This is a genomic window from Mycobacterium ostraviense, from assembly GCF_002705925.1.
In the GTDB taxonomy this organism is placed as follows: Bacteria; Actinomycetota; Actinomycetes; order Mycobacteriales; family Mycobacteriaceae; genus Mycobacterium; species Mycobacterium ostraviense.
Genome location: NZ_NKRE01000001.1, coordinates 2,800,556 through 2,822,991, shown reverse-complemented (window position 1 = coordinate 2,822,991; position 22,436 = coordinate 2,800,556). Strand labels below are relative to the sequence as shown.

The following is a 22,436-nucleotide window of genomic DNA, read 5'->3' as shown; positions in this document are numbered from 1 at the left end:
CGTCACCTCTCAGTGCTTATCGCGGCCCACCGTGCCTTGCCGGGGCCTACCGCGCGCCCTAATACTCGCGGCATGTCGAGGACCTGTCCACACGGCGTGCGGTAGGCCCGGCTACCGAGTTGACGGCAAACCGAATGAGCTAAACAGGCTCGGATCGAGAAAGACGGTCATCGCAGCGATCCCGGTGGCACCCAGGGTCAGGATATGCACGGAATGAGCCCGCATCACGTCATCTTCACCGCGACGGTACTCCGCGGCCGCAGGTTGCCCGTTGGCGGCCGTCAGGACCATGGCGATGTCGCCGGCTCTGGTGAAAGCCAGCGCGGCAAGAAAGCGCAGCACGGCATCTCGGCCGGTGAACCACACGGGCACCGGCGGCCGTTCGAGCTTGACGTCGGCTTGCAACAGCTCGGTGAGAGCGGCCATGTCGGCGTTCTCGAACGCCGCGCAGTAGCGATCGAGCAATTCGCGGCGCCCGGCGTCCTCGGGCTCCATGAACCAGCCCATGTGAACCCAGGTCGACGGTCTCGTCGGCACCACGGCCGTCGTGACCGGGGCCAGTCGGTGACCGATCTGGGCGCCGAAGCGGTGGCGGCCTACGCGGGGTGGCAGGGCCTCGACGTCGACACCTTCGTGCGGTCGTCGGGGCCCGTGCTGGCCGAAGCGCAGGTCGGGCGATCCGTGCTGGAGATCGCCGGCGGTCTGCGGCGGGACTGTGATGCGTACTTGCTTACGGCGGCGGGCCGTTCGCCGCTGCGCTGACTGAAGAGATCGACTGGGATATAGGAAGGCGGAGATGGCAATGCAAACACCCCCGATCGTGTCGGCCGAGGAATGGCAGGCCGCACACCGGCAACTGCTGGTCAAGGAAAAGGAGCTGACCCGAGCTCGAGATGCGTTGGCCGCGATGCGCCGGCGCATGCCGTGGCTGCTGGTGGACAAGGACTACCGGTTCGACGGGCCCGAGGGCACGACGAACCTGCTGGGCCTGTTCGACGGCCGCCGCCAGCTGATCGTCTACCGTGCCTTCTTCGAGCCCGGCGTGCACGGCTGGCCTGACCATGCCTGCCGCGGCTGCTCGATGATCGCCGACCACATCGGCCATCTCGCCCACCTCAACGCCCGCGATACCACGCTGGTGTTCGCCTCGCGTGCGCCGCAGCCCGATATCGAGCGCCTCAAGGCCCGGATGGGCTGGCAGATGCCGTGGTACACCATCACCGACGGCTTCGGAGATTTTCAGGCTGACTTCGGCGTCGACCAATGGCATGGCACCAACGCCTTCATTCATGACGGCAACCGGGTGTTCCGCACGTACTTCATCAACAATCGCGGCGACGAGGCGCTGGGCACTACGTGGAGCTTCCTCGACATGACGGCGCTCGGGCGTCAGGAGGAGTGGGAGGACTCCCCGGCAGACTATCCGCGGTCCGCCCCGTACGAGTGGTGGAACTGGCATGACGAATACGGCCGGCACGAGCCGTCGCGCTGGTTCGGTGAGCCGGACCCCGACGATCCCAACGACATAAGGCCGCCGCGCGACAGCTGAGTCAACCAGTAGCCGCCGAACGGACTCGGACAGTCGGGCGAAATTCGCCGCTACAGAATGCGGTGGTTCGCCCGGCCAACGTGATAGCCGGTGGGGAATGACTTCTCGATGACCTGCAGCCGATGGTCGACCCTGGACTCGAGTTCGAGAACCACGCAGCCATCACCGACGGCCTTCGATTCGAGAACTATGTACCTTTGACCACCACCGTTGATATCGGTGATCGGGTCACCAGAGTGCAAATTTTCGACGGCCACCAATTCAGGGGTTCCGTGTGCCTCCACGCAACACACAGTAAGCCAATTCAGTTCACCAGGGAACACCCGCAATGTTGGCGCGACGTCCGGACCTGGCCGGGTGCCGGTGGGCAGTCGACCCTGAGTTCCGGCGTTCCGGCTCGTGGCGGGACCAGGCATCCAGTTTGGTAGCCAGTGCGGATTCAGATCGATGGGAGCGGAACATTCCTGCCCGGGGGCTGTCGAATCCCCGTTACGCTGAATTCTCGCCGACTTTCTCGGTGGCGCTCCGACGGGAGAGGTAGCGATGGCTTTTGTGATCGCGTCGCCCGAAATGGTTGCCGCGGCCACGACGGATCTCGCGGGCATCCGCGCGGCGATCAGCTCGGCCAACGCCGCCGCCGCCATCCCGACCACGGGTATGTTGGCCGCCGGCGCCGACGAGGTGCCGGCAGTCATCGCCGCTGTTCGATGCGCACGCGCAGACGTATCAGGCGTTGAGTGCGCAGGCGGTCGCTTTCCACGACCAATTCGTCGGGGCGCTCGGCGCGGGTGCGGCCTCCTACGCGGCGGCCGAAGCAGCCAACGCGTCACCGCTTCAGGCGCTACAGACCCTGGAGCAAAGCCTGCTCAACGCGGTCAATGCGCCCGCTCAGGCCCTGCTGGGCCGACCGCTGATCGGCAACGGCACCAACGGTTTACCCAACACCGGTCAGGACGGCGGGCCGGGCGGCCTGCTGTACGGCAACGGCGGCAACGGCGGCTCCGGCGGACCGGGTCAGCTTGGCGGCAACGGAGAGTCGGCCGGACTGATCGGCAACGGCGGGGCTGGCGGCTTTGGCAGTAACGACAACGGCGGTGGCGGCGGCAACGGCGGCAACGGCGGCCTGATAGATACCGGTGGCGCCGGCGGGATCGGCGGCTTTGCGGGCAGTGTCAACGGCGACGGCGGTGCCGGCGGCATCGGCGGAAGGGGCGGTGGATTGCTCGGCGATGGCGGCATCGGCGGGGATGGCGGCATCGGCTCGAATGGAGGACCTGCCGGCAACGGTGGCGACGCCGGATTCTTCGGTAACGGCGGCGCCGGCGGCGACGGGCAGTTCGGGACCGCGGGCACCTCGTCGGCCGGTGGTGTCGGCGGTAACGGCGGCATCGTCATCGGCAACGGCGGCAACGGCGGCACGGGCGGAATGGGTGGCCCGGCCGGCAAAGGCGGTAACGGTGGCAACGCGATCGGTCTGTTCGGCCAGGGCGGAGCCGGCTGCACCGGGGGGCCCGGCCTCGGCGGCATCAGCGGAGGGGGCGGTGGTGACGGCGGCACCGCGGGGTTCATCGGCTGGGGCGGCGCCGGTGGTAATGCCGGCACGAGCATCGGACAGCCCGCCGCCGGCGGCAATGGCGGTAACGCCCGGTGGATCGGCGACGGTGGCGACGGGGGGGACGGCATTTTCGGCGGGCCGGGAGGTGCCGGCGGCAAGGGCGGCACCGTCTATGGCTCCGACGGTGCTGCTGGGGCAAGCTAGCCGGCGTCAGTTCGGCGTTGCTTGAAGAACACGCTGACGCGGGAGATCAGACCGTCGTCGTTCTGCTCGAAGAGGATGCATTCGGGCCATTCGGCCTGAGCACCGTCGATCTCGAAGGTCTCGGTCAATTCGACGTAGGACAGCCGCGCATCCACCCTCGAGACCCGCTGCACCCGCAGCTGGTGGTCTTTGAGGCTGGTGAGCACCTTGCGCAGGTAGGCGACGTAGTGCTGTTTGCCCTCGATGACGTCGCAGAACGGGCCCTCCCGGGTCAGGCCGTCGTCGGCGATGGCGGCGGCCAGGCCGTCCCAATCATGAGCGGCCAGACAGGTCAGATAGCGCTCGACGACTCCGGTGCCGGTATCGGTCATGCCCTTGACTCCACGAAAAAACGGTAAGGCAACGCGCTGGGCCAAGAAATATGCGTTCGCCCAACCCACCGCACCCGCGGCGGCGACCCGGGCAAGAATGGTGCGATGAGTAGCCCCAGCGCACCGGAATCGCCGACCTGTTACCGGCATCCGGGCCGTCGGGCGTACGTGCGCTGCAACCGGTGCGAACGGTATATCTGCGCGGACTGCATGCGCGACGCCGCCGTCGGACACCAATGTGTGCAGTGCGTTCAGGCGGGTGCTCGGACCGTTCGACAGCCGCAGACCCGCTTCGGCGGCCGGCAGCGGTCGGCCACGCCGGTGGTCACCTACGCGCTGATGGTGATCAACGTGGCGGCCTTCGTCGCGCAGATGTCGTCGGGGGCCTTGGAAAAGCAGCTGACCCTGTGGTCGCCCGCGGTGGCCGACGGCCAGCTGTACCGCCTGGTGACCTCGGCGTTCCTGCATTACGGCGCGACGCATCTGCTGCTGAACATGTGGGCGCTGTATGTCGTAGGCCCACCACTCGAAATGTGGCTGGGGCGATTGCGTTTCGGCGCGCTATACGCGCTGAGCGGGCTTGGCGGGTCGGTGCTGGTCTACTTGCTGTCGCCGCTGAACACGGCGACCGCGGGCGCATCGGGAGCAATCTTCGGCCTGTTCGGTGCCACCTTCGTGGTGGGAAAACGGCTGGCCCTCGACGTTCGCTGGGTCGTCGCGGTGATTGTGATCAACTTGGTCTTCACTTTCGTCGTTCCGGCGGTCAGCTCACAACTGATCAGCTGGCAGGGACACGTGGGCGGGCTGGTCACCGGTGGGCTGGTCGCGGCGGCCTACGTCTACCCGCCGCGGGAACACCGGAACGCGGTCCAAGTCGCTGCGACGGTCATCCTGCTGATTGTGTTGGTCAGCCTGATCTGGTGGCGCACCGCCAGTCTGCTTGCGGAATTTTCGGCATGAGCTGGTGGGTTGCGTGCGCCGAGCGGACGTTGGCCGAATCGGTACCGGCGCCACCGGATCGGGTCCGCGATTTCTACGTGAACCTGGACAACATCAAGCTCGTGCACCCGCTGATCGTGTCCGTGCAGCCGACGGCCCGCCGCGACACCGCGCAGGGTTATCTGCAGAGCTATCGAGTAATAGATCGAATTCCATTGGGGCCGTTTGCTATCCAGATCCGCTATCGGTCGCGGGTACAGGTCCCCGACGACGGCGACGTGAGCACCGAGGCCGACCAGTCGCCCGGGGTCCACGTACGCACAACCGTGAGTTTCGAGGCGATTGACGCGGGCACCCGGCTCACCGAGCGGATCCGGATCACCGCGCCACGGCCCCTGGCCGCGTTCACCATCCGCGAGGCGGTCAAGGCGCATCGGGCAATGCTGGCCGGCATCCGCCGCCACTTCGAATGCGGCACGGCGGGATAGGCGAGCACCCGGTGGCGGGTTAGCTGTTAGCGCTGAATTGAGAGGCTTGCGCACCACGTCAGAAACGGTCATGACCTACGCACCGCGCTGCCGCCGTCGACACCTTTGCGCCAATCGACATCGGCGCATGTACGTACGCTAGTTCCGGCAATGTTGGCAACGTATCTATAACATGTATATGTCCAACATAGGAGGCTTGTCATGTCGGTGACTCAGATCGACCTCGATGACGACGCGCTGGCCGAGGTGATGCGGATTGCGGGCGTACACACCAAGAAAGAGGCCGTAAACCTCGCCATGCGCGACTACGTCGCTCGCTTCCGGCGGATAGACGCGCTGGCCAGGTCCCGGGAGCAGGCACAGAGCTGGGATTATGAGGGTTGGCTGGACGCTCGAGCTGATGAGAAGGCTGCGGGAGCTTGATCGGCTTCCTCGCGGATTCCTCCGCGGTCTGGCGGCTGATGCGACAGCCCGACCTCGCCACGGCGTGGACCGCGGCGCTACTCAGCGGGGCCGTTGGGTCGTGTGAACCACAACGAGCCGAGTTCCGTCGATCAGCGCGCAACACTGACGAGTTCGATCAGATGAACCGGACGTTTGGTGACATTTTCCCTGACGTGCCGGTACCGAAATCCGTGTGGCGATGGATAGATTCAGCGCAGTACCGGCTCGCGGGCGCAGGTGCGGTACGGGCCCTTTCAGTGGTCGATTTGCTCATCTGCGGCACCGCCGCAGCGAGCGGACTGGTGGTCCTTCATGACGACGCCGACTACGAACTGGCACAGCGACACCTTCCCGATGTCAGAGCACGGCGCGTCACGACTAGCTGATCTCAACAGATAGCCGCACGAGAGTAGAACTGCGGCAAGTCAATTCGCTTGACGCTGGAATGACAGGCGTGCACGTTGTAGTAGAAACGGTCATCACCCACGCAGCGCAGGGCCGGCGTCGACGCTGTGGCGCCAATCGAGATTGGCGCACGTGCGTGCGCTAGTTCGGATCATTCAGTATGGCGCGGACGATGTCTGGCTGGGCGACCCTTATCCCTGGGACCCATGTACACGGCGCACCGGCCTGGCCCGGTTCTGCCCGGCATATCTCGGGGTTCGCCCCCGGGCCGCGAAGGGGCCCTTCATACCACATGTGCCAATCAACCAAGTAGAAGCCTCGGCCGACGCATTGACTTGTGTGCCTATTAGGCACACAATGGGATCTATGTCGCGGAAGACCGAGCGTTTCGCGGTGCGTCTGACACCTGAGCAGGATGCACTAATTCGTCGTGCCGCTGAGGTAGAGGGGACTGACCTCACCAATTTCACGGTGACGGCGACATTGGCGCATGCGCGCGACGTATTGGCCGATCGCCGACTGTTCCTGCTCGATGACGCAGCGTGGAGCGAGTTTCTGGCGGTACTGGACCGGCCGGTGTCACATAAGCCGCATCTGGAAGAGCTATTCGCGGAGCGGTCTATTTTCGCCGCTGAGACGTGAGCGGTTACAGCGCCCCGCGACCGATCAGTGAGGGCGACGATGTCGCGACCTTTGACAGCGACGAACCGAGCCTGGATGAGTACCTCCGTACGCGAGCGTTTGCGAACCACCTAGAAGGCGCATCGCGCTGCTTCGTGACATGCCGTGACGGGAGAGTGGTGGGTTTCTACGCGCTCGCGTCGGCGTCGGTGGAACGGCGCGCTGCTCCAGGTAAGGTTCGGCGCAACATGCCTGACCCGGTGCCGGTAATCCTGTTGTCACGCCTAGCGATTGACCGCAAGGAGCAGGGCAAGGGGCTGGGCAAGCACTTGCTGCGTGATGCTATCACGCGAAGTGTCGGGGCGGCAGAAGTGATCGGGGTGCGGGCGCTGCTCGTGCACGCGCTGCATGAGGATGCGCGCGCGTTCTATATGCACTTTGACTTTGAGTCGTCCCCGACCGATCCGTTACACCTGCTGCTACTGATCAAAGATGCTCGCGCGCTCATCAACGCCCGAGGTTAGAAGTAGGCCCCGGCATTCATCTCTTGGTTCACCGGCTTTGCGCGACTGCCTCAATAGCCGAAGGTTATTGGAATTGGCGAGCTTTGGAGTCTTGCCTTCAAGGCTCTCGGATTCAAGAGCCGCAAACCGTAAATGTCAGTGCACCCGGTTAGTCTGCGGCCACGGCGGCGTCGATGATGACGAAAGTCAAGGAGCTAGCTGGGAAGGACCTGGGCCAATCCCGATCTTCTTCCAACACAGTGCGCTCGAGATAGACACTCTGGCAACGCTTTACGACGCCAGACGTACTACTCTGCTTGCCTAACACTATGTCTGGCGCGGCTTGATGTCAACGATGAAGTCCACCACGTGACTCCGTTCGCCGAGTTCCCCACCACCGACATCAATCAGCTGACCTTCGCCTGCGGCCCCCACCACAAACTGGCCGACCCAGGCTGGAGCACCCGCAAAAACACCCACGGCGATACCGAATGGATTCCCCCGGCCCACCGAGATCGCGGCCAACCCCACACCAACACGTTCCATCACCCCGAAAAACTGCTCCGCGACGGAGACGACGACGAAACGGAGTAGCTCCGTCAGCCACGAGCTCACTGCTAGTCCGTATTTCGGAGTAGTTCGCCCCGACGCGAGGTTGTGAATAACGGAAAGCCCTTCTGTTGCAAGGGAAACTGTGGTTACCACACGCAACAGGTCCAAAGACAGAAGGGCACTTCCGAGTCTGGTTGCTATGACTGGTGGACCGAGGGCTTATCGGCGGCGATGGCGCCGACCAAGAAGCGCTGCCGTGGTCATGACCGGGGCCGGTGCTGACCCATCCGGCGGTTGCCATCGCCGACGTCCCGACAGTCTATTCGGTTTTCCACTGCGCGGTCAGCGCCGATTCGGAGAGATATTTCGTAGAGCTCCAGCCGCCGTCGACGACGATCGTCTGACCGTTGATGAAGGACCCACCCTGGGAGCACAGGAACGCCACGGTGTTGGCGACGTCGTCGACGGTCCCCAGCCGGGTATGCGGCGTCATCTCGACATTGATCCGCCGGAACCGCTCGTCCTGCAGTCGGTGCTCGGTCATGGGTGTCTGAATGACCCCGGGAGCCACGGCGTTGCAACGTATTCCCTGCGCCCCGTATTGGCAGGCGATGTGGGTGGTCAACGCGGTGAGGCCACCCTTGGCCGCCGAATAGGCTCCGCCGCGCATGCCGCCGACGACAGCGAACGTCGAGGTGATGTTGACGATCCCGGAGCCGGCGGGCAGGTGCGGCAGCACCTCCCGAATCAGCCGGAACGGCGCGCGCAACATCAAGTTCAGGAAGTAGTCCAGCGCCTCGTCGTCCGTCTCGTGCAGCGGCTTCGGGCTGCCCACCCCGGCGGCGTTGACCAGGAAATCGACATGGCCCCAACGGGTTACCGCGGCGTCGGTGATCCGCCGGGGGGCGTCGTCATCGGTCAAGTCGACGGCACAGGTGGTCACCCGGTCCGGATCGCCGATGGTGTATGCCAGCGCGGCGAGCTTGTCCGCATTGCGTCCCGTCGCCACCACCGCCATACCGATCTCGGCAAGCCTTGTCGCGCAACCGAACCCGATTCCGCCTGTTGCGCCCGTGACGATGGCCACCTGCATCTCACTGCTCGCTTTTCATCAGTGCCGCCTTGATCTGATGCTTGAGGACCTTCCCCGCATCGTTCTTCGGCAGGACATCCCAGACCACCACCTGTTCGGGGACCTTGAACCGGGCCACGCCGGCGGCCTCGAGGAAACTGCGCAATCCGGTGACATCCGGCCCCGGCGCGTGGGTGGGTACGACGACCGCGCAGGCCCGTTCCCCAGTGCGCTCGTCGGGCAGTCCGACGATCGCGATCTCGGCGATGCCGGGATGGTTGACCAGGATGTCCTCGATTTCCTTGGGCGAGATGTTCTCGCCGTTGCGGATGATGATGTCCTTGGCCCGCCCGGTGACCACCAGGTAGTCGTCGTCGACCCAGCGTCCGAGGTCTCCGGTGCGGAAATAGCCCTCGGCGTCGAAGGATCTGGCCTCGTCGTCGGGGTGCTGGTAGCCGGCCAGCATCTGCGGGCCGCGCACCAGGATCTCCCCGGACACCAGCTTGACGTCGGCGAGGCCGACCCGGCCGTCGGTGTCGGCGGCGTGGTCGGGGTCATCCGGTGAGCCTACGGTGGTGACCGGCGCCTCTGTCGAGCCGTATACCCGGGTAACGACGGCAGGGTCGAAATACGCGGCGGCGCTGCGGATCAGCGACGGGGAGACGGACGCGCCGCCGCACACCAACAGCTTCAGGTCGGGCAGCCTGGTGTCGGCTCGTTGCGCGGCAGTGAGCAGTTGCTCCACAAAAGGGGTGGCGCCGGCCATATGGGTGCAGCGTTCGGCGTGCAGCAGCCGCAGCGCGCGCTCGGCGTTCCAGCCGTCCATCAATACCGCGGTCGTACCCAGCAGCAGCGGGCATTCGAACGCATAGATGGAGCCGCCGATGTGGGCGATCGGTGACGGAACCAGGAACGCGTCGCCCTGCTCGATCAGCCAGTGCTCACCGATTTGACGGATCAGCGCGTGGATCGAGTTATGAGTGTGCAGCACGCCTTTCGCGAGTCCGGTGGTTCCCGAGGTGTACAGAATCATCCGTACGGCGTCGGGATCCAATTCGGGCAGCCGGGTTTCCGGCGCAGAATCGGTGAATAGCGACCGGAAGGGAATCTGAGTGGCATCGCAATCGCCGCGCAGCACCACGACATCGGGCGGCGACGCCAGCTCGGCGGCCACCCGGCGCAACATCGAAAGGTAGTCCTGGTGTCCGAAACACGAAGGGACGAAGACCATTCGGCTGCCGGAGTCGTCGAGGATGAACCGCAGCTCGCGATCCCGCAGGGACGGCAGGATCGGGTTGGCCACCATCCCCGCCAGCGTTGCGGCCAGGTAGATCACCGCGGCTTCATGCCAGTTGGGCAGCATGAACGACACCACACTCTGCGGCGGCAGCCGCGCGTTTAGCTCGTGTGCCAGCGTGGTCGCCCGGTGGTGCAGGCTTTCGCAATCCAGGCGCTGATCGCCGTCGACCAGCGCCACCCGGTGTGGAGTGTTCCGCGCGGCCCGGCGCAGTGCATCGGCCAGCGTTTCTCTGACCCACCAGCCGCGTGCGTACGCCTCGGCGGCGCGTTCGTCATCCCAGCGGATCCATCGGCCGCCGAGCAGCTTCCGGTCTGCGGCCATGGTCAGCCGCGCATTCGCCGCATCGTCATCGAATGCCGAAACCGCGACGCAGGATGGGTGTTGAGCGTGACCTGGGCGACCCGCCCGTCGGACGCGGTGTAGGTACGGCGCACCCGCAGGGCAGGCGAACCCGGTTCGACGTCGAGACCGTCGGCCAGCGCCGGTGAAATGAGGACCGCGGCAATCTCTTGATGAACCTCGACGATGCTGAGCCCGAACAGGTCTTCGATCAGCGGGAAAATGGGACCGTGGTGGCGCTGCAGCAGCCTGCCGACCGCGGCGAACGCCCGGTTGATGTAGTACTCGGTGCGGCACAGCGCTGCCTCGGCGGGCTCGTTCAGCCGGAATCCGCGGACGGCCAGCCATTGCTCGCCGGCGGCCAGACCGGTGCCGGCCGCCAACTCGTCGTCGACGGTGACCATGGCGATGGAGTCGATCGCGAATCTGGTGCCGGTGGCGAACGCGAGTAGGTCGTTGATCGACATGACGTGCTGGACATAGGAATCCGCCGACGGCGGCGGCATGACGAGCGTCCCGGTGCGTGGCCGCGACGACACCAGGTTGTCGTCGCGCAGGCGGCGCAAAGCCTCGCGCACGGTGTAGCGGCTCACCGCGAACCGCTCACACAGCTCGTGCTCGGTCGGCAACTGCGACCCCACGGGATACACGCCGTCGACGATCTCTTTGCGTAACGTGCGTGCGACCTGCAGGTAACGGTGGTCGATCACTTTGGGTTCGGACAATGTTGGCGCCCTTCAGGATTCCGGGCGCATTGGGCGCAAGGCCAGTACGCTGCCGTCGGCGTCCGCAGACACATACAGGGTGCCGTCAGGCCCGGCGGCGATGCCGGCGAACGGACCCTGTGGTCCGGAGAACGGCGGCATCCCGCGCAGCGGTTTGGGTATGACCCCCGGCGGAGCGCCGACCGGCAGATCGGACGCGATGGTGTGCCGGGCGCCGCCGTCCAGGTCGAAACGGACGAGTTCCCGAGCGCCGGCGTCGACGACGTAGACGTGCCGGTCGAGCGCCAGGATGCCCTGGGGACGTTGCAGCCCGTCCAGCAGTGTGCCGGTGCCACCGATACCGAGCACCCGACCGGCGCCGGCTTCGGAGACCAGGCAGGTGCCGTCAGCCGCGATCGCCACCCCAACCGGCTCGCTCAGCCCCGATGCCAGCACCTCGACCCGGTCGTCACCGATCGACAGCACCCGTCCGGTTCCCAGTTCGGCCACCACCACGGTGCCGGACGGAGCTACCGCCACACCGTAGAGTTGGTCGAAACCGCTTGCCATAACGTCGCTTTCGCCGTCTGCGGGACGGTAGCGGGCCACTTCGCCGTTGGACGTGGTGATCACGAATTCTCTTGGGCCAACGGCCGTCACACCGCGCAGGAAGCCGGGATATCCTGGGGTGAACAGCATTCCAACGGTCCGCAGCGTGCCGTCCCCTGACAATAGGTAGAAGTATGTCCCGTCGGCGATGTAGAGGTTGCCGTTGGCGCCGACCGCCAGATCCAGCGGCCAGTTCAACCCACCGTCCAGCACGGCGCTGGTGGTTCCGTCGCCGCAGATTTCGGTGATCGCGCCGGTGAAATTCGAGACGAGCAGCCGCTCACCGGCGAACGTCAGGTTGTCCAGGCCGGGTTTCAGCGTCGCCAGCACCGTGCGGTCCCCGCTGCGGGGATCGATTCGCAGCACCTGACCGGTGTGCACTTGGGTGGAGACGAGGTTGCCGTCGGGATCGAATTTCACCGCGTCGGGCACGCCGAGCTCGCCGGCCACGCATTCCGGGACGCCGCCGTCGGGATCGATGCGCCAAATCTCGTTGGCGCCCATGACCGGGAAGTACAACAACCCGTCCGGCCCGACCTCCATGGCGTTGGGTAACGGCGCGTTTTCCAGCAGGACCCGCGGCTCACCACCGTTGAGGTCGAGTTCCAGCAGGCGTCCGGCTTCGCGGCATTCGCCGACGAACAACCGGCCCCGATGAAAGGTGATCCCGTTCGCGGACGGCACGTCGTCCCGAAGCACCCGGGTGCGGCCGGCCTTGTCCCGCAGGCTGACCCGCCCGTCCATCACCTCGGTCGCGTAAAGGTTGCCGTCCGAGTCGAAGGCGATGTCGTCGGGTGCGACGATGTCGCCTCCCTTGGGACCGATGATGTCGAGGTGCCCGGTCGCCACGTCGAGCGCACTGATCTGGCTGCCGGTCACCTGCGCGATATACACCCGGCCATCCGGACCGGTGCGCAGACCGTTGGCGCCGTACAGCCGGCTGGGGGCAGTGAGCCGGGTCAGGCTCCAGCCTTCGGCGACGCTCGGCGGCCGCGCGGCCGGGTAGCGGCCCTGAGAAGAGCCGCTGTGTTGTCTCGATCCGGTTCCGGCTGTCACTGCTCGGACCATAGCAATTGCTCGCTGGTCCAGACAATATCGCTACCGCAATCCGAGACCGCCTTGACGCGCCTCACCTCTAGCGAGAATCATGTTCTTCTATGGATGCACGCCGTTACCTTGTCCAAACAATTAGATGTGTGACGATCTGTTGAGTGTGGCCGGACGGGTTGTGGTGATCGCCGGTGCGGCGGGCGGCGGTATCGGCACCACCGTGACGCGTCTGGTTGCCCAGGCGGGGGCGACGGTGATCGCGGTGAGCCGCGGGCAGGACAATCTCGACAAACACCTGGACCCGTTGATCGCCGAGGGGCTGCCGGTGGTGAAGGTGGCGGCCGATATCTCCACCGACGAGGGCATCGACGCCACCATGGAGGTGGTCCGGCGCACCGACGGCGATCTGCACGGTCTGGTCAATGTCGTCGGCGGCGCCGACCCGTCGACCTGGATGCCCTCGACCCGGGTAACCCGCAGTGACTGGCGCGAGCTGTTCACCCGCAATCTGGAGACGATGTTCTTCATGAGCCAGGCGGTGGCCGCGGAGTTGAAGCGCCAAAAGCATTCGGGTTCAATCGTTTCCCTCTCCTCGATCAGCGGAATGAATACCGCGCCGTTCCATATCGCCTACGGCACCGCCAAAGCGGCGATCGTGGCGGCGACCCGCACGATGGCCCTCGAACTCGCTTGCGACGCAAGCGGAACCGCCATCCGCGTCAACGCGGTGGCACCCGGAATCACCGAGACGCCGGCGTCGCGGACCTACACCGACGAGGACCCTGACCGCGACCGCCGTGCCATTGCGATGGGACGGCGCGGACGGCCGGAGGAGGTGGCCGGCGCCATCCTCTTTCTGCTGTCGGACCTGTCGAGCTACATCACCGGACAAACACTGCTGGTCGACGGCGGCCTGAGCCTCAAGTGGGGACATCTGGGCGCCGACAACACTTCGCTGTTTCTCAAGGACGACTCGTTTCGCGCGGCGATCAAGCGCTGGGAGGCCTGAGCTGGATGGAGATTTCGATGGACCCGGCCGAAACCGATGCTGAGCTGAGCGCGCCGGTCACGATCGGCGTCGACGCCTACATCTGCGAAGACTACGCCCGTGCCGAACGGGACAAGCTGTGGCGCAAGGTATGGCAGCAAGTCGGGCGTGTCGAAGATCTTCCGAAGGTCGGCAGCTACCTCACCTACGACATTCTCGATGACTCGATCGTGGTGGTGCGCACCGCACCCGACACCCTCAAAGCACACCACAACGTCTGCATGCACCGCGGCCGCCGGCTCGTGGATGTTCCCGCGGGCGCCAAACGCGTATGCGGCCAGAAGAAGTCGTTCGTCTGCGGGTTTCACGGCTGGACCTACGACCGGGACGGCAACTGCATCCACATCCCCGAACAACAGGATTGGCAGGGCGCACTGACTTCCGAGAACACCCATCTTGCGCCCGTGCATGTCGACACCTGGGGCGGCTGGATCTGGATCAACATGGATCCCGCCGCCGAGCCGTTACGCGACTATCTCGAGCCCGCCGCCACCATGCTCGACCCGTTCAACCTGCAGGACATGCGCTGCAAATGGCAAAAGTGGCTGCATTTCCAGTGCAATTGGAAGGTCGCGATGGAGGCCTTCAACGAGACCTATCACGTCGCGACCACCCATCCGCAATTCAACAAGTTCGGCAACTTCCGCGGCTGGGCCAGGGCGCACGGAAAGCACAGCAACATCGGCTATGACGCACCGGAAGGCCTGGAAGAAACCCAATCCAAGATCCGGCTCGGCACCGGTGCCGACCCGCGGGTGTCCACGGCCGAAATGCAGCGCTACACCCTGGAAGAGACCAACGCGACCACCACCAAGACGTTGGTGGACGCGGCGCTCCGATTGGTCGACGAACTACCCGAGGGCACGCCCGCCGGTCAGGTGCTCGATCACTGGCTGAGCTCCGCGCGACGTGACGATGCCGCCCGCGGCGTGATCTGGCCGGCCATCGATCCCGAACATCTGGCCGGCAGCGGCACCGCCTGGCAGATCTTTCCGAACTTCCAGATCGGGCAGGGCCTTACGACGGCGCTGTGCTACAGCGCCCGGCCGCACGGCTACCACCCCGACCAATGCATTTTCGAAGCGGCCTGCTACGAGCTGTACCCGAAAGGTGCAGAGCCACACACCGAATGGGTGTATGCGCCGCCCGACGACCCGGGATGGCGCAATGTGCTGCCGCAGGACTTCTCCAACATGGCCGCGGTCCAGCAGGGCATGAAATCGCTGGGCTTCCTCGGTCCCAAGCCCAACCCCTACATGGAGCGCAGCACCGCCAACCTGCACCGCAATCTCGCTATGTATATGGGCACCGGTGCGCCACGCCAATTGCCAACGGAAACAAAGCAATGAAAGTCAATATCGGGCTGGGAGCGCACAACTCCCACGACTGGGAACGTGTGCTGGCCGGAGATTTCGGCCAGCCACCCACCACCCCGGACTGGCAGTGCGTCCAGGCCACGCTCGCGCTCGGGGATCTGGCCGAACCGCTCGGGTTCGACGGAATCTGGCTGCCGGAGCACTGCGGCACCCCGTATGGCATGACACCCAACCCGATTCAGGCGCTCAGCTACTTCGCCGGACGCACCGAGCGGATCGGACTGGGGACCTTCGTGGTCGTGGCGCCCTGGTGGCATCCGGTCCGGCTGGCACACCAGATCGCCTATCTCGACATCCTTTCCAACGGCCGCTACACCACGATCGGGATCGGGCGCGGGGTGTCGAAGGGAGAGTTCTCCGCCGTCGGCGTCCCGCGTGAGGAAAGCCGCCAGCGTTTCAACGAAACCCTCGACATCCTGCAGTTGGCATTGTCCGGGGAGCGGTTCGCCTACGAAGGCGAGGTCTTCACGGTCCCGGAGATGTCGCTGCGCCCCGAGCCGCAAACCCGTGATCTTTTCTCCCGGATCTACAGTTCGTCGTCGACGGCCGAGTCACTGGAGATCCTCGCGCGCCGAGGCATGGTGCCGCTGTTCGTGGGCAACAAGCCGATCGAGGACGCCGGCCGGGAAGTCCAGCAGATCAACATCTTCCGCAAAGAAGAGGGCCTGCCGCCGTGTCAGCCCAAAAACGTCATGTTCATGTACTGCACTGCCAGGCCCGAAGACGCCGCCAAGTCCGAGGAGTGGATCTGGACGGCGAACCGGGATGTCACGGTGCACTACGGATTCGCCGATGCGTCGAACTTCAAGGGCGTCAAAGGCTACGAAGCCTATGCGGCCCGCGAGGCCAGCGCCACCGCCGTGTTGGCCTCGTCGGTGACCGGCCCCTCGCCGAGCGACGCCAAGAGCGCTCCCAAGACGCCCGGCTATCACGCCTCCAACCTGCTGATCGGCACGCCGGAGGAAATCTTCAAGCGGCTGCGCGCCGCTCAGCAGGCGTGTTCGTTCTGCGAGCTGACCATTGTCCCGCAGTTCGGCACCATGCCCTACGACGAGGCGATGGCCAGCACGCGACTGTTCGCTGCGGAGGTGCTGCCCGCGGCGCACGAGATGACGGCGCCGTTGCATCCGGCGGCGCTGCCGGAAAACGCGCTGGCATGACGGCACCCGACTGCCCGCCGACGCAGACGCCGCAGGATATCGACCTGCCCGCGCTGCGCGAAAGGTACCGCCGTGAGCGGGAAAAGCGGCTGCGGCCGGAAGGCTCGCAGCAGTACATCGAACTCGTCGACGAGTTTGCGGGGTATTACGAAACCGACCCGTATTCGCCGCCGCTGGTTCGCGATCCGATCTCGGCGGACGTCGACGTCGTCGTGCTGGGCGGCGGCTTCGGCGGGCTGCTGTGCGGCGCGTATCTGAAAAATGCCGGGGTCGACGACGTCCGGATCATCGAGTTGGGCGGTGACTTCGGCGGTGTCTGGTACTGGAACCGTTATCCCGGGCTGCAGTGCGACAACGAATCCTATTGCTATATACCGTTGCTGGAAGAACTCAACTACATGCCCAGCAAGAAGTTCGCCGACGGCACCGAGATCTACGAGCATTGCCGGCGCATCGGAAAGCACTACGGGCTCTACGATTCGGCGATCTTCTCCACCCAGGTGCGTGCCTTGCGGTGGGATGAGTCGATCAAGCGCTGGCGGGTCGGCACCAACCGCGACGACGACTTGCGGGCCCGGTTCGTGGTCATGGCGTCCGGGCCTTTCCACCGGCCCAAACTGCCCGGCATTCCGGGCATCAAGGACTTCACGGGCCACAGCTTCCACAGTTCCCGCTGGGACTACGACTACACCGGCGGAGACAGCAACGGTGGCCTGGTCAAGCTGAGCGACAAGCGCGTCGCGGTGGTGGGCACCGGGGCAACCGCCGTCCAGATCGTGCCGTACCTGGGCCGGTATGCCAAGCAGCTCTACGTCTTTCAGCGCACACCGTCGTCGGTGGGGCCGCGCAACAACCTGCCCACCGATCCGGAGTGGGTGAAGACGCTCAAGCCGGGCTGGCAGAAGGAACGCCAACGCAACTTCCACGCCTGGACGTTCGAGGGAATGGCCCTCGGCCAGCCCGACTACGTCTGCGACTTCTGGACCGAGCTCGGCCGCAACACCGCCGCGCGGGTGCTCGCGCTCGAGGACCCGGCGTCGATGACCCCGGAGCAGTTCATGGCGATCCGGGAGGAGGAGGACTACAAGGTCATGGAGCGGCTGCGGCGCCGGGTCGCGAGCATCGTCGAGGACCCGGAAACCGCCGAGGCGCTCAAACCGTATTACCGGTTCCTGTGCAAGCGGCCGTGCACCAACGACGAATACCTGCAGACCTTCAACCGTCCCAATGTGACGCTGGTCGACGTGTCGACGACCAAAGGGGTGCAGCTGGCCACCGAAAAGGGCGTGGTAGCCAATGATATTGAGTACCGGGTCGACTGCATCATCTATGCCAGCGGCTTCGAGATCACCACCGAGATCAGCCGCCGCTATTCGATCGACACGATCGAAGGCCGGGACGGGCGTTCGCTTTTCGACCACTGGCGCAACGGCTATCGGACTTTTCACGGGTTCACCAGCCGTGGCTTTCCCAACCAGTTCTTCACCGGCTTCACCCAGGTCGGTATTTCGGCGAACATCGCCGCCAACTACGAGCTGCAGGGCGAGCACATTGCCTACATCATCTCGCAGGCCCTGGCCCGGGGTGCGACGACAGTGGAGCCGACCCAAGAGGCACAAAACAATTGGTGCCGGACCATCCGGGAGACGGCGATCGACAACAGTGCGTTCGACCTGGAATGCACGCCGGGCTATTACAACAACGAGGGCGGCGGCAGCGAAGGGATCCGATCGCATCTGGGCGAGCCGTATGGGCCGGGCTTCTACGTGTTCAGCGATCTGCTGGCCGCCTGGCGCGCTCAAGGCGGCCTGGACGGCCTCGCCCTGGAATCCTGATGACTCAACTCAGATTCGACGACCGGGTGGCCGTGGTCACCGGGGCCGGCCGTGGACTGGGGCGCGCCTATGCCCTGCTGCTGGCTTCCCGGGGCGCTTCCGTCGTCGTCAACGATACCGGCTCCAGCATGACCGGCGTGGGTTTGGACCCCGGCCCGGCACATGAGGTGGTGGCCGAGATCCGGGCGGCCGGTGGCGACGCTGTCGCGTGCGTCGAGTCGGTGGCCACCGCTGCGGGCGGCCGGGCGATCATCCGGACGGCGTTGGAACGCCACGGCCGGATGGACATTCTCGTCCACAACGCCGGCACGGTGCGGCGGGCCTCGTTGAAGGAGATCAGTTACCGGGACTTCGATTCGGTCATCGACGTGCACTTGCGCGGAGCCTTCCATGTGGTCCGGCCGGCGTTTCCGCTGATGTGCGAAGCGCACTACGGCCGCATCGTGCTGACGTCATCGATCGGCGGCCTGTACGGCAATTACGGAGTGGCCAATTATGCTGCCGCCAAAGCGGGCCTGGTCGGCCTGTCCAATGCCGTGGCGCTCGAAGGCGCCCCGGACGGAGTGCTCTGCAACGTGATCGTCCCCGCAGCGGTGACGAGAATGGCTGACGGGTTGGATATTCCGACGTACCCGCCGATGGGTGTCGAGCTGGTGGCTCCGGTCGTCGGGCTGCTGGCTCACGAATCGTGCCCGATCACCGGTGAGATGCTGGTCGCCGTCGCCGGCCGGGTCGCCAGGGCGGTGGTGGCCGAATCCCCAGGCGTGCACCGTCCGTCGTGGTCGATCGAGGACGTGGCCGAACACCTCGACGACATCCGCGACGTCGCCGAGCCGCTAGTGTTTCCGGTGGTGCCCGACGGTCACGGCGAACATCTCCGGTACAGCTTCGAAATGGCCACGCGCAGTATAGGTCTGCCAGATGCCTAGCAACAGTGCGGGCCCACTGGTCGGGGTGCGTGTCGTCGACCTCACCGCAATGGTGATGGGGCCCTACTGCACCCAGATCATGGCCGACATGGGCGCCGACGTCATCAAGGTGGAACCGCCGGACGGCGATGACACCCGCTACATTTCGGTCGGTCCGGCCCACGGCATGAGCGGTGTGTTCGTCAACGTCAACCGGGGCAAACGTGCCATCACTGCCGACTTGCGGTCCGAGTCCGGCAAGGCCGCGCTGCGGGCGCTGGTCGAACAGGCCGACGTCTTCATCCACTCGATGCGGGCCAAGGCGATCACCCGGCTCGGATTCGGCTACGCCGAGGTGGCCGCCATCAATCCCGACATCGTCTACACCAACTGCTATGGATACGGCCGACGCGGACCCAACCGGGATCTGCCGGCTTACGACGACACCATCCAGGCCGCCTGCGGATTGCCGTTCGTCCAGGAGCAGCTGACCGGTGAGGCTAATTATGTGGGAACGATTTTGGCCGACAAGGTCGCGGGTCTGACCGCCCTCTACGCCACGATGATGGCGCTGTTCCACCGGGAACGCACCGGCGAAGGGCAAGAAGTGGAAGTCGGCATGTTCGAAACGATCGCCTCCTTCATGCTGGTGGAGCATGCCAACGGCGCCATGTTCGATCCGCCACTGGGTCCGGCGGTCTATCCACGCACGGTCGCTCCCAACCGACGGCCGTACCGAACCAGCGACGGCTACATCGCCGCGCTGATCTACAACGACAAGCACTGGGCGGCGTTCGTCAACGCGGTGCGACCGCCCTGGGCCGCCAGTTGTTACGCCACCCTGGAAGGACGCGCGCGCGAGATCGACACAGTGTATGCGCTATTGGCCCAAACGATTGCCCAGCGCACCACCCGGGAATGGCTCGAGCTGTTCCGCGAGCTGGAGATACCGGCGTCGCCGTTGTCCAGTCCCGCAGCATTGTTCGACGACCCGCACCTCAATGCCGTGGGCTTCTTCGAGACGGTGGCCACGCCCGATGGTCCGGTGCGCTTTCCCGGTGTGCCGACCTGGTTTTCCCGAACGCCCGGTCGGGTCGCCGGCCCGGCCCCCGAACTTGGCGCACATACCGCCGAGGTGCTCGACGAACTCGGACTGGGCGTCGTCGAGGCCGACATCGCTGAATGAGCCCGTCCTCGCGTGTCTTCGAAGGATTTCGGCGCACCCGTAGCTAAGCTGGCTGGGATCAAGAGGAGGGGCAGCGACGTATCGGCAGCAACGACGGCGCCGGGCGGCAATGCGGTCAGGGCGCGCTAACAGCGAGCACTGAGCCGGACGGGAAACATTCCGTACCGGCACGTTCGGCAGCACGACGCCGTTGGGTGGCCCCGGTGCGCCGTGCCGGGCGGCGAGCCGTCCCGGATCGGCCCGAGCGACACGGCGGTATCCCGGCGCTGGACGGGTTGCGCGCGATCGCGGTTGCACTGGTCCTCGCCGGGCATGGCGGCATTCCCGGCATGGGTGGCGGGTTCATCGGCGTCGACATCTTTTTCGTCCTCAGTGGGTTCCTGATCACGTCGCTGCTGCTCAACGAGCTGCGACACACCGGCCGCATCAGCTTGACCGCGTTCTGGATTCGCCGTGCCCGGCGGCTGCTGCCGGCCCTGGTCTTAATGGTGCTCACCGTCACCGCGGTACGCGAATTCCTTCCCTACCAAGCGCTTACCGGTCTGCGCAGCGACGCGATCGCCGCTTTCCTGTGGATGGCGAACTGGCGGTTCGTGGCGCAGAAGACCGATTACTTCACTCAGGGCGCCCCGCCGTCACCGCTGCAGCACACCTGGTCACTGGGGGTGGAGGAGCAGTACTACATCGCCTGGCCGCTGCTGCTGATCGCGGTGGCGTTGCTGCTGGCGGCCCGGGCCAAACGCTACTTCGCCAAGACCACGGTGGGCCACGTTCGGTTCGCCGCCTTCGTGATAGCCACCCTGGGTGCGTTGGTCTCGGCCGCGGCGGCCATTGTCTTCGTCTCCGCGGCGACGCGTGACCGGATCTATTTCGGCACCGATACGCGCGCCCAGGCCCTGTTGATCGGCGCTGCGGCATCGGCTCTGCTGGTTGGGGATTGGGCCGCACTGAACCGCGGCTGGTGTCTGGTCCGCAGCCGGTGGGGGCGGCGAATGGCCCGGCTGCTTCCGGTCATCGGGTTGGCCGGGCTGGCGGCGATGACGCACTTCGCGACCGGCAGCATCGTCGAATTCCGGCACGGTCTGCTGCTGGCCGTGGCCGTAGCCGCCGTCTTGGTGGTCGCCCCGGTGGCGCTCGAGCAACGTGGAGCGGTGGCGCGGCTGCTGGCGTGGCGGCCGTTGGTCTGGCTGGGCACCATCTCGTACGGCATCTATCTGTGGCACTGGCCGATCTTCCTGACGCTCAACGGCGAACGCACCGGATGGACCGGATTCCAACTGTTCGGCGTGCGTTGCGCCGCCACCGTGGCCTTGGCCGCCGCCTCATGGTGGTTGATCGAACAACCCATCCGGCGCTGGCGACCTTCAGGTGTTCCGCTGCTGCCGCTGGCCGCGGCGACCGTGGCGACCGCGGCCGCGGCGACGATGCTGGTCGTCCCCGTCGCAACCGGACCCGGTCTGCGCGAAGTTGGTCTGCCGCCGGGCGTTTCGGCGGTCGCGGCGGTCTCCCCGTCGCCGCCGGGCGCGGGCCATTCGGGTCCGAATCCGGGCCCGCGGGATCGCAACCGGCCGTTCACCGTTTCGGTGTTCGGTGATTCGATCGGCTGGACCATGATGCATTACCTGCCGCCCACTCCCGGATTCCGATTCGTCGACCACACGGTCATCGGGTGCAGCCTGGTGCGCGGCACGCCGTATCGGTACATCGGCCAGACCCTGGAGCAAAGGCCGGAATGCGACGGCTGGCCCAGCAGGTGGTCCACGCAGATCAGCCAGGACCAACCCGATGTCGCGCTGCTGATCATCGGCCGGTGGGAGACCGTGGACCGGGTCAACGAAGGAAAATGGACCCACATCGGTGACCCGACCTTCGACGAATACCTCAATTTCGAGCTGCAGCGGGCCCTCAATATTGTCGGCTCTAGCGGTGTCCGGGTGATGGTGGCCACCGTCCCCTACAGCCGCGGCGGTGAAAAGCCCGACGGCCGCCTCTATCCGGAGGACCAACCCGACCGGGTCAACCAATGGAACACCATGTTGCGCAACGCGGTTCGTGATCACCCGAACGTGGGGATCATCGACTTGAACAAGAAGCTGTGTCCGGATGGGGTTTACACCGCCAAGGTGGACGGCATCCAGGTGCGCAGCGACGGCGTCCACCTTACTCCGGAAGGCGTGAAGTGGCTGTTACCTTGGCTCGAGGAGTCGCTTAGGTAGTC

19 protein-coding genes and 5 pseudogenes are annotated in these 22,436 nt (G+C 65.5%); 17 read left to right on the top strand and 7 right to left on the bottom strand.

Annotated elements, in window-relative coordinates; translation table 11 throughout:
* Nucleotides 1–111: 111 nt before the first annotated feature.
* A complete protein-coding gene (locus CDN38_RS12905) occupies nt 112–537 on the bottom strand; it encodes a nuclear transport factor 2 family protein (RefSeq protein WP_233026860.1) in 426 nt (141 codons plus the stop codon).
* A gap of 27 nt (nt 538–564) precedes the next feature.
* On the opposite strand from CDN38_RS12905, the gene CDN38_RS12900 reads away from it, so the two are divergent.
* The gene (locus CDN38_RS12900) at nt 565–762 is read left to right on the top strand and encodes a hypothetical protein (protein WP_075511927.1); all 198 of its coding nucleotides are present in this window, start codon (nt 565–567) and stop codon (nt 760–762) included.
* A 40-nt stretch (nt 763–802) separates the two neighbouring features.
* Complete coding sequence (locus CDN38_RS12895) at nt 803–1,549, top strand: DUF899 domain-containing protein (protein ID WP_075511926.1); 747 nt, start codon at nt 803–805, stop codon at nt 1,547–1,549.
* 50 nt (nt 1,550–1,599) lie between these two features.
* On the opposite strand, the gene CDN38_RS12890 is transcribed toward CDN38_RS12895, so the two are convergent.
* Nucleotides 1,600–1,833, bottom strand: a complete 234-nt coding sequence (locus tag CDN38_RS12890) for a hypothetical protein (protein ID WP_036415147.1) — start codon at nt 1,831–1,833, stop codon at nt 1,600–1,602.
* 259 nt (nt 1,834–2,092) lie between these two features.
* On the opposite strand from CDN38_RS12890, the pseudogene CDN38_RS31795 reads away from it, so the two are divergent.
* A pseudogene (locus CDN38_RS31795) lies at nt 2,093–3,299 on the top strand (PE family protein); the annotation flags it as partial.
* Between the two features lie 5 nt (nt 3,300–3,304).
* Here CDN38_RS31795 and CDN38_RS12880 read toward each other — a convergent pair.
* Nucleotides 3,305–3,679 carry a nuclear transport factor 2 family protein gene (locus CDN38_RS12880; RefSeq protein WP_075511925.1) on the bottom strand — a complete coding sequence of 125 codons (375 nt, stop codon included), beginning with the start codon at nt 3,677–3,679 and terminating at the stop codon, nt 3,305–3,307.
* A 105-nt stretch (nt 3,680–3,784) separates the two neighbouring features.
* Between CDN38_RS12880 and CDN38_RS12875 the strand changes: the two genes are divergently transcribed.
* From CDN38_RS12875 to CDN38_RS12845, 7 genes and pseudogenes are all read left to right on the top strand, one after another.
* A complete protein-coding gene (locus CDN38_RS12875) occupies nt 3,785–4,639 on the top strand; it encodes a rhomboid family intramembrane serine protease (protein ID WP_082277252.1) in 855 nt (284 codons plus the stop codon).
* Entirely contained in the window at nt 4,636–5,106 is a 471-nt protein-coding gene (locus CDN38_RS12870) for an SRPBCC family protein (protein WP_075511923.1), read from the top strand. The genes CDN38_RS12875 and CDN38_RS12870 overlap by 4 nt, the downstream gene beginning before the upstream one ends.
* A 201-nt stretch (nt 5,107–5,307) precedes the next feature.
* A pseudogene (locus CDN38_RS12865) lies at nt 5,308–5,460 on the top strand (type II toxin-antitoxin system VapB family antitoxin); the annotation flags it as partial.
* 97 nt (nt 5,461–5,557) lie between these two features.
* Nucleotides 5,558–5,936, top strand: a pseudogene (locus CDN38_RS12860) (PIN domain-containing protein).
* Nucleotides 5,937–6,282: 346 nt separating this feature from the next.
* Nucleotides 6,283–6,597: pseudogene (locus CDN38_RS12855) on the top strand (type II toxin-antitoxin system TacA family antitoxin); the annotation flags it as partial.
* On the top strand, nt 6,594–7,100 hold the full coding sequence (locus tag CDN38_RS12850) for a GNAT family N-acetyltransferase (RefSeq protein WP_075511919.1): 507 nt from the start codon (nt 6,594–6,596) through the stop codon (nt 7,098–7,100). The pseudogene CDN38_RS12855 and the gene CDN38_RS12850, both read left to right, overlap by 4 nt.
* Nucleotides 7,101–7,436: 336 nt before the next feature.
* Nucleotides 7,437–7,673 (top strand): annotated as a pseudogene (locus CDN38_RS12845) (HNH endonuclease signature motif containing protein); the annotation flags it as partial.
* Between the two features lie 277 nt (nt 7,674–7,950).
* Here the strand turns inward: CDN38_RS12845 and CDN38_RS12840 are convergent.
* Genes CDN38_RS12840 through CDN38_RS12825 form a run of 4 tightly spaced genes read right to left on the bottom strand, consistent with a single transcriptional unit; the run spans nt 7,951 to nt 12,723 of the window.
* On the bottom strand, nt 7,951–8,724 hold the full coding sequence (locus CDN38_RS12840; protein WP_075511917.1) for an SDR family NAD(P)-dependent oxidoreductase: 774 nt from the start codon (nt 8,722–8,724) through the stop codon (nt 7,951–7,953).
* A gap of 1 nt (nt 8,725) precedes the next feature.
* On the bottom strand, nt 8,726–10,324 hold the full coding sequence (locus tag CDN38_RS12835; RefSeq protein ID WP_099318988.1) for an AMP-binding protein: 1,599 nt from the start codon (nt 10,322–10,324) through the stop codon (nt 8,726–8,728).
* A gap of 2 nt (nt 10,325–10,326) precedes the next feature.
* Nucleotides 10,327–11,067 (bottom strand): GntR family transcriptional regulator, encoded by a 741-nt coding sequence (locus CDN38_RS12830; RefSeq protein ID WP_075511915.1) that lies wholly within the window; start codon nt 11,065–11,067, stop codon nt 10,327–10,329.
* A gap of 12 nt (nt 11,068–11,079) precedes the next feature.
* Nucleotides 11,080–12,723 carry an NHL repeat-containing protein gene (locus tag CDN38_RS12825; protein WP_075511914.1) on the bottom strand — a complete coding sequence of 548 codons (1,644 nt, stop codon included), beginning with the start codon at nt 12,721–12,723 and terminating at the stop codon, nt 11,080–11,082.
* A gap of 124 nt (nt 12,724–12,847) precedes the next feature.
* Here CDN38_RS12825 and CDN38_RS12820 point away from each other — a divergent pair, with 124 nt between their 5' ends.
* The 7 genes from CDN38_RS12820 (at nt 12,848) to CDN38_RS12790 (ending at nt 22,434) form a co-directional block, all read left to right on the top strand.
* Nucleotides 12,848–13,714, top strand: coding sequence for an SDR family NAD(P)-dependent oxidoreductase (locus CDN38_RS12820; RefSeq protein WP_075511913.1), 867 nt, complete (start codon nt 12,848–12,850; stop codon nt 13,712–13,714).
* Between the two features lie 17 nt (nt 13,715–13,731).
* A complete protein-coding gene (locus tag CDN38_RS12815; protein ID WP_075511937.1) occupies nt 13,732–15,102 on the top strand; it encodes an aromatic ring-hydroxylating oxygenase subunit alpha in 1,371 nt (456 codons plus the stop codon).
* The gene (locus CDN38_RS12810) at nt 15,099–16,289 is read left to right on the top strand and encodes an LLM class flavin-dependent oxidoreductase (RefSeq protein WP_075511912.1); all 1,191 of its coding nucleotides are present in this window, start codon (nt 15,099–15,101) and stop codon (nt 16,287–16,289) included. Before CDN38_RS12815 ends, CDN38_RS12810 begins: the two co-directional genes overlap by 4 nt.
* A complete protein-coding gene (locus CDN38_RS12805) occupies nt 16,286–18,124 on the top strand; it encodes a flavin-containing monooxygenase (protein ID WP_075511911.1) in 1,839 nt (612 codons plus the stop codon). The genes CDN38_RS12810 and CDN38_RS12805 overlap by 4 nt, the downstream gene beginning before the upstream one ends.
* Nucleotides 18,124–19,053: an SDR family NAD(P)-dependent oxidoreductase gene (locus tag CDN38_RS12800; RefSeq protein WP_075511910.1), complete on the top strand. Its 930-nt coding sequence runs from the start codon at nt 18,124–18,126 to the stop codon at nt 19,051–19,053. The genes CDN38_RS12805 and CDN38_RS12800 overlap by 1 nt, the downstream gene beginning before the upstream one ends.
* Nucleotides 19,046–20,218: a CaiB/BaiF CoA transferase family protein gene (locus CDN38_RS12795; protein ID WP_075511909.1), complete on the top strand. Its 1,173-nt coding sequence runs from the start codon at nt 19,046–19,048 to the stop codon at nt 20,216–20,218. Before CDN38_RS12800 ends, CDN38_RS12795 begins: the two co-directional genes overlap by 8 nt.
* A gap of 203 nt (nt 20,219–20,421) precedes the next feature.
* The gene (locus CDN38_RS12790; RefSeq protein ID WP_075511936.1) at nt 20,422–22,434 is read left to right on the top strand and encodes an SGNH/GDSL hydrolase family protein; all 2,013 of its coding nucleotides are present in this window, start codon (nt 20,422–20,424) and stop codon (nt 22,432–22,434) included.
* Nucleotides 22,435–22,436 lie beyond the last annotated feature (2 nt).

What these genes read in the sequence shown, in the direction of transcription:
- CDN38_RS12895 (WP_075511926.1), top strand. Translation starts at nt 803, where the DNA reads ATGCAAACACCCCCGATCGTGTCGGCCGAGGAATGGCAGGCCGCACAC.
- CDN38_RS12880 (WP_075511925.1), bottom strand. Translation starts at nt 3,679, where the DNA reads ATGACCGATACCGGCACCGGAGTCGTCGAGCGCTATCTGACCTGTCTG.
- CDN38_RS12875 (WP_082277252.1), top strand. Translation starts at nt 3,785, where the DNA reads ATGAGTAGCCCCAGCGCACCGGAATCGCCGACCTGTTACCGGCATCCG.
- CDN38_RS12870 (WP_075511923.1), top strand. Translation starts at nt 4,636, where the DNA reads ATGAGCTGGTGGGTTGCGTGCGCCGAGCGGACGTTGGCCGAATCGGTA.
- CDN38_RS12840 (WP_075511917.1), bottom strand. Translation starts at nt 8,724, where the DNA reads ATGCAGGTGGCCATCGTCACGGGCGCAACAGGCGGAATCGGGTTCGGT.
- CDN38_RS12835 (WP_099318988.1), bottom strand. Translation starts at nt 10,324, where the DNA reads ATGGCCGCAGACCGGAAGCTGCTCGGCGGCCGATGGATCCGCTGGGAT.
- CDN38_RS12825 (WP_075511914.1), bottom strand. Translation starts at nt 12,723, where the DNA reads ATGGTCCGAGCAGTGACAGCCGGAACCGGATCGAGACAACACAGCGGC.
- CDN38_RS12820 (WP_075511913.1), top strand. Translation starts at nt 12,848, where the DNA reads ATGTGTGACGATCTGTTGAGTGTGGCCGGACGGGTTGTGGTGATCGCC.
- CDN38_RS12815 (WP_075511937.1), top strand. Translation starts at nt 13,732, where the DNA reads ATGGACCCGGCCGAAACCGATGCTGAGCTGAGCGCGCCGGTCACGATC.
- CDN38_RS12810 (WP_075511912.1), top strand. Translation starts at nt 15,099, where the DNA reads ATGAAAGTCAATATCGGGCTGGGAGCGCACAACTCCCACGACTGGGAA.
- CDN38_RS12805 (WP_075511911.1), top strand. Translation starts at nt 16,286, where the DNA reads ATGACGGCACCCGACTGCCCGCCGACGCAGACGCCGCAGGATATCGAC.
- CDN38_RS12800 (WP_075511910.1), top strand. Translation starts at nt 18,124, where the DNA reads ATGACTCAACTCAGATTCGACGACCGGGTGGCCGTGGTCACCGGGGCC.
- CDN38_RS12795 (WP_075511909.1), top strand. Translation starts at nt 19,046, where the DNA reads ATGCCTAGCAACAGTGCGGGCCCACTGGTCGGGGTGCGTGTCGTCGAC.